At 29.1% G+C, this 6,112-nt stretch carries 6 protein-coding genes; all 6 read right to left on the minus strand.

Annotated features, from left to right (window positions below; genetic code table 11):
• Positions 1 to 88: 88 nt before the first annotated feature.
• Positions 89 to 265: a bacteriocin-like protein gene (locus tag SB689_RS21865; RefSeq protein ID WP_157885962.1), complete on the minus strand. Its 177-nt coding sequence runs from the start codon at positions 263 to 265 to the stop codon at positions 89 to 91.
• A gap of 42 nt (positions 266 to 307) precedes the next feature.
• Positions 308 to 451: a bacteriocin-like protein gene (locus SB689_RS21870; protein ID WP_157885961.1), complete on the minus strand. Its 144-nt coding sequence runs from the start codon at positions 449 to 451 to the stop codon at positions 308 to 310.
• Positions 452 to 551: 100 nt separating this feature from the next.
• On the minus strand, positions 552 to 2,063 hold the full coding sequence (locus SB689_RS21875) for a thioredoxin domain-containing protein (RefSeq protein WP_410694196.1): 1,512 nt from the start codon (positions 2,061 to 2,063) through the stop codon (positions 552 to 554).
• Positions 2,064 to 2,318: 255 nt separating this feature from the next.
• On the minus strand, positions 2,319 to 4,424 hold the full coding sequence (locus tag SB689_RS21880) for a peptidase domain-containing ABC transporter (RefSeq protein WP_410694197.1): 2,106 nt from the start codon (positions 4,422 to 4,424) through the stop codon (positions 2,319 to 2,321).
• Positions 4,411 to 4,938: a TlpA family protein disulfide reductase gene (locus SB689_RS21885; protein WP_410694198.1), complete on the minus strand. Its 528-nt coding sequence runs from the start codon at positions 4,936 to 4,938 to the stop codon at positions 4,411 to 4,413. The genes SB689_RS21880 and SB689_RS21885 overlap by 14 nt, the downstream gene beginning before the upstream one ends.
• A 4-nt stretch (positions 4,939 to 4,942) precedes the next feature.
• Positions 4,943 to 5,587 (minus strand): hypothetical protein, encoded by a 645-nt coding sequence (locus tag SB689_RS21890; RefSeq protein ID WP_410694199.1) that lies wholly within the window; start codon positions 5,585 to 5,587, stop codon positions 4,943 to 4,945.
• Between the last annotated feature and the right edge of the window lie 525 nt (positions 5,588 to 6,112).

Here is a 6,112-nt window from a genome sequence, read left to right on the forward strand (position 1 = left end):
TTAATGGTATCGAAAATATGATATTAATTTTTAAGTATCAAAAAATAATATCATATTTTGTTATTTTGTTTGTGATCAGTGGCTTAACTTAGTCTATTGGATAGTAAGTACACAAATAGGTAGACGGGCTTGCTCCCGCAATTGTACGACATGCACCATTTGCACAGCACCAGCCTGGTCCGCAATCTCCATCTACTGGACACATTCTAAAACCTCCTTTAATCGATTTTAAATTTTCTCTTGAGATTTTTGTAAGATTTTTCATAGTATAAATTGTTTAAAATGATTTGGTGATTTTGAAATAAGTTTAATCAATTAAGATTCCACATGATGTTCCAACAGGAGTACATTTTCTAGTTATGGCGCACCAGTAATATCCAGCAAGGCACATCGGAATTGATCCCTGGATAGATTTCATGTCTTTTTTCGAAAGTTTTCTTAAATTTTTCATAGTAATAGTTTTTAGTGTTCCTACTCTTTTTAAGCTTTTCGGATACCGCTTATAATTTTTCCTAAGTTAGTGAATTTTTATAATTGGTGAATATTTTTATTTAAAACTCCTCGTCTTCTATTAAATCAGTAATGAAATACCAAATATCTTCACGATCATATTTTTCCGGAAACTGATGTCCATTGATAATAAATACAGGAGTAAAGTTTAATCCGGCATTACTATTATCATGTGACATTTGAATCAGAGGATCCAGATTTTCCTGATTTGAACTTGTTCCTGCAATTTCTCTGATTTTGTCTTCATTTTTGGTTTCAAACCAAGTATCTACTGTTTTTAGGAATTCTTTTTCCGGTTTGTTGTTGTAAATATGAGTGAAATCAGAAATTAGGTTAGTGAATTTTTCATCCGCTCTTTCTGGAGTATAATTAAATCTTATCTGAGCCGAAATATCATTAGGATATTTTTCTAACAACTGCTCTGTTATTTTGTGAGCATCTTTACAAAATCCACAGTACGGATTTGATACAATTGAAATATGAAGCTTGGCATCTTTATTTCCTAAAGAAAAAGTTTCATTATCAGAAAATTGAATTTTTTCATTATCAGTAAGTTCTCTTTTGAAGAGATCATAATTTCTTTTGAACCTTAAATTCTTCGCATTAGATTTTTGTAATGTTTCTTTATGCTCAAGAACATTGTTTAAAAATAAAATAAGCGAAAAAGATGATAACCAAAGAATTATACTTAACAAAAGTATTTTGGAATCAAAAACAAGATTTTCAAAAAGGAAAAAACTGATGGCTATCTGAGCAACAAGAATAGAAATGATAATAAGACAAACTCGGCAGAAAGTTTTCTCAACAAAAGCCTGTATGTAAACCGAATATCCAATTGCAACCAACGATGCCAACGTAAATCCTTTAATTACAAATGCTGAACTTGGTAAAAATAAACCTAAAATCGAAATTCCAATAAAATAGATAAGGGAGAAGTCTGAAAATTTCAGTCCAAGGATACTCGTTTTATCCTGATTGATAATTTTGTTACAAGAATTTACATTTTGAGTGGCCGAAGCTCCAGCACCGCAAATACTTCCAATTACCGCAGAGATATTTCCAAATTTTTGATTGAAAATTTCAAGAGAAATATAGACGCCAATAATAGATAAAAGGTTGAATGTAACCTCAAACCAAGCATGATTTAGTAAAGAATAAGCCAATATAATTCCTAAAACAGCATAAACAAAAGGTTTAAAATTGGTGACAGACTTACTTTCCGCTTTCTCATCTTTTTCAAAAAGAAGCACGAAGTCTGTTGAGCTTTTATGAAGTTCTTCTTTATTTAAAGTTTTCGCTTTATCTGAATAAACGGAGTATTGCTCTCCTGCTTTTTTCACCAGAGAAAAGGAATTTTCAACAATAGCAATAAACTCTTCAGGCAGTTCGTCCCAATATTCTTTGTCTAATTCATAAGCGTCATTTCGTACTCCCATAAAATTCAGCGTATCACTAAAAGCCAATGCTGATGGGTAGTTAGGATGAGAATTGAACTGGAAAACAAATTCCTGCTTGTCAAGTTTAAGATAGTTGATGAGTTTATCAAAGGTCATGTTAATATTTTTAACTAAAATACGCAGATGTTTTAAAAAAACAAATGTTTTTCTTGAAATGGTGATTTATATTTAATTTTTAGGATATGTTACAGCTTCTGATAATTCTATTGGATTATTTTAAGAATATACTTTTGTATACTTCAAAATCGGGACTTTGCTTTTAACCAAATATAAATTTGGTATTAATTACTAATAGCAAATTCTAAAATATTTTATTTCTCTAAAGGTTTTTGAGCTATGCTTATTAAATTTTTAATAGACTAATTCAGAAATTTGAGTGTTTTTTATTATCAATATTTCATCGGAAATTTCATTCAAATCTTCCAGATAGTGACTAATTATAAAAATTATTTTTTCTGTTTTTAACTTCTGTATTAAATCATAAATAAATTTTCTATTTTCCTTATCTAAAGAAGAGGTAGGCTCATCCAAAATTAAAAACTGAGGATTATGATATAAAGCACGCATCCAACCAATGAGTTGTTTTTGACCTCCCGATAAATTTATTCCCTCTTCTCCTACCAAAGTGGCAAAGCCTTGAGGTAGAGAATTAATAAACTTGTCAAAACCGAGGGAAACTAATTCCTGTAATTTTTGTTCATTAATATTTTCGTCAAGAATTATATTCTCTAAAATTGTGCCGTTAAATAATTGTATATTTTGTGGAACAATACCAGTTATATTACGCCAGTTAATTATTGATATTTCCTTTAGGTTTAAATTTTTATTTATAATAAATTCTCCACTTTCAGGTAAATAGTTTTTCTGTAATAATTCTGTTAGAGTAGTTTTACCACTACCGCTTTCTCCAAGAAGACAGGTAATATTTCCTTTCTGTAGAGAAAATGAAACTTTATTGAGTAGTTTGCTTCTTCCGTTAAATCTAAAATCAATCTCCTTAATTTGTATAGATTCAATATTTTCGATTTCCAGACCTGCTGTTTTTTCTTTTTCTAATGAAGAATATTCGAACATCCTATCAAAAGCAACTTTAGCTTCTTGTATTGGGATAGTTACCAAAGCAAGGTTAGTAATTGAAGAAAGCAGTGAACTTGAAATACCAATAATGGCCATCAATTCACCAATCTTAATTTCGTTATTTAAAACATGATAAGAAGAAAAACCGAGAATCAACAAAAGAAAAAGGACTAATGTTAATCCTGAATATAATGATATGGTAAGGTTTAGCTTTCCAAGCTCAAAAATTTTGGTTTGAAAAAATCCAAAGATAGTTTTGTTTTTTTTTATAAATAAATTTTGTTTAGAAAAACCTTTAATAACTTCTATTCCTCTAATACTGTCTATATAATTACCTTCGTTGATGCTATAAGATTGCATTACGTTTCTTTGAGCTTCAATAATTTTTGTATTGAAACTAAATATGATATAAAATATTATTGGTGAAATAATAATACAAACTAAGGCAAGTTTCCAAGAATAAAATAAAAGAAAACCTATTGAAATGAGTACTCCTAATATATCTACGGCTGTGTTGGTGATTAATTGTTTTATAACAATTTGAATTCTTTGAGTATCATTTAATCTCGCTACAAAGTCCCCAATTTTTCTGCTGTCGAAAAACATTTTTGGAAGATGAAGGAGGGAGGTGTAGAATTTTTTATTGATTCTTTCGTTAAAAGATTTGCTTTGTTTGATTATGTATAATTCCCGTAATGCTTGAATAATCACTTTTGCAAAAAGTAAAAATCCGAGAAAGAAAATACTTAATAAAAGGAGTGATGTTTTTTTCTTTGGTAAAATATCATCGATTAATTTTTGTGAAAAAATAGACATAGACATTCCTAATAAAGTAAATACAAATCCTAGAAAAATAATAGTATAAATAGCTTCCTGATCCTCTTTAATAAGATTTTTAAGCCAAAGCTTTTTATTTGCTTCAGTTTTTTTCTTTTTCTGAAAATTTATATTAGGCTTTAAAGTGAGACAGGTTTTAGTCAGCCACACTTCTTCTAAGTGTTCTTTTGTCCAATATTCTAGGCCTTTTGCAGGATCTCCGATAAGGAATTGATGATTTCCAAGAAGATTGTAAGAATAGCATATAACATAATGTTCGAATTTTTGATCTATAATGATATGTAAAATAACAGGCTCTCTGTGTTCGATCAGAGCTTGTGTATCTGCTTCGCAGCCCTCAGCGTCAAAGCCGATAGCTTTAGCACATTGATGTAATCCGAGAAGCGTAGTTCCGGTTTTACTTGTTCCACTTTTCTCGCGAAGAGTTTCTAATGAAATATCTCCTTGGTAATATCGTACTAAAGATTGGAGACAGCCAACACCACAATCTGTGAGGTCTTTTTGAAGTGAAAAGGTTTTTTTTATGAACTTATTTTTTTTCATCAAAGGGATTTATGAGTTTTTCCAGCTTTATAGCTCCTGAGTTTCTTTTGGTAAGATGGTTGTTTTTATCATAAACCAAAAAATATGGTACACTACTCATTCCTAATTTTCGATAAAGGGTAGCCATTTCATCGTGACACCAGAAAATATTACTTTGCTTATCAAGATTATATTTTACAGCAAATTCTTTAATTTCATTCAAAGATTCACTGGCCACCCATATCCATTGAATGTTTTTGGTGTCTTGAATGTTTTTAGATAATTCTTCTGCTTCCGCCTGACAAAAATGACAGCTAGGACTGAAATATATTATAATTTTAGTTCGATCATCAGCCAAATTTTGTTCAGTAAAAATGTTCTGATCAATAGTTTTAAGACTAAGTGTAGGAGCGTTTTTTAATGCCTCTATTTTTTCTTTTTTGTTCTGCAAGTTTAAAAACAAATATACTATCACCCCAATCAGTACAACTGGAACAATAACAGCTGATATTTTTAAAAATTTCTTATTTCCCATATTGTTAATACTGTGCGTTGAGTATAAAGAATGAAACCACACCGACCCAAAATAGAAGACCAACTCCATAAGTTATAGTTGTTAAGCCTAAAGATTTTTTTAAACTAATTTTTTGATCTGAGAGCTCCCAGATTCCCCAAGCGAGAATCCCCCAATAAAATAATTCGAATAAATTAACCAATTGTAAGGGATATGCCACCCACTTTTCTGCAGAAATATATTCACGTAGATTAAGAAGAGAAATAGGATAATAAGTTTGTAAATCTTCTAATGAGTAATCTGTATTGATCCAATAGAAGTTGATAAACTTGTAAAAGCCTGCGATAATAAATACAAATTCAGCTATTAATACTAAAAATACAAATTCAGAAAATTTCACTTTTTCTAATCCAGGTAAATCAAATAGTTTAATAAAATTAAGGCAAAAAGAAACTAGTAGAACTTTAATACCAATTAGTAATGGTGTTGCAGTATAATCAAGCCACCACCATTTTTGACGACTTTCTATATAATCTTGTATTGCTCCACTAGGATAATCTTTTGCTAAAAAGTCTATAATTTTAGAGTTTGTAGTGATGTAAGTTTTATCTAGATAAATAAATAGAAAATAGCATAAAATAATACTTGTAAAAAGTATGAAGTTTTTCATTATTAAGGAGAATAAAAAATTAATAATTATTATCTGACACATTTCAGATAAATTATGAAAATAGTAAATAACTAGAATGCAATTTTACTCTATAGCTCTTTTAAATAATAAGGATACAGTAAAAAAATGTTTTTAAATAATATATCTAAAGACTAGTTTTTATCAATGGAGTTTAATTTTTAATTATTTTTTTTAAACCAATTATTCCTAAAAATAGAAAAAGAAGATAATTGATAATCCTATCTGTTTCCATAGGTTTTCGTATAAATAATAAATAAATGATCATAATTGTACAAAATACAATGTATAGAATTTGAATATTTTTTTTCATAATTTTTTCAAATAAAATAGGTGCTGCCTAAAATACAGGCAGCACCATTGTTAATTAAAAACCACAACTGTGATAAGCAAGATATGCTCCTAAGGGACTTACAACAGTTGCAAGTCCATGTATGTCTTCAAACCAATTTAGACATTTTGGTTTAAATCTTTAAGGAGGATTTTCGGTTTATAAACTTACTAATT

Source organism: Chryseobacterium sp. SIMBA_038 (genome assembly GCF_046535115.1).
GTDB lineage: Bacteria > Bacteroidota > Bacteroidia > Flavobacteriales > Weeksellaceae > Chryseobacterium.

Bases quoted from the DNA above. Each gene is read 5' to 3' on its own strand.
- SB689_RS21880 (WP_410694197.1), bottom strand. From the start codon at position 4,424: ATGAAAAAAAATAAGTTCATAAAAAAAACCTTTTCACTTCAAAAAGAC.
- SB689_RS21875 (WP_410694196.1), bottom strand. From the start codon at position 2,063: ATGACCTTTGATAAACTCATCAACTATCTTAAACTTGACAAGCAGGAA.
- SB689_RS21865 (WP_157885962.1), bottom strand. From the start codon at position 265: ATGAAAAATCTTACAAAAATCTCAAGAGAAAATTTAAAATCGATTAAA.
- SB689_RS21870 (WP_157885961.1), bottom strand. From the start codon at position 451: ATGAAAAATTTAAGAAAACTTTCGAAAAAAGACATGAAATCTATCCAG.
- SB689_RS21885 (WP_410694198.1), bottom strand. From the start codon at position 4,938: ATGGGAAATAAGAAATTTTTAAAAATATCAGCTGTTATTGTTCCAGTT.
- SB689_RS21890 (WP_410694199.1), bottom strand. From the start codon at position 5,587: ATGAAAAACTTCATACTTTTTACAAGTATTATTTTATGCTATTTTCTA.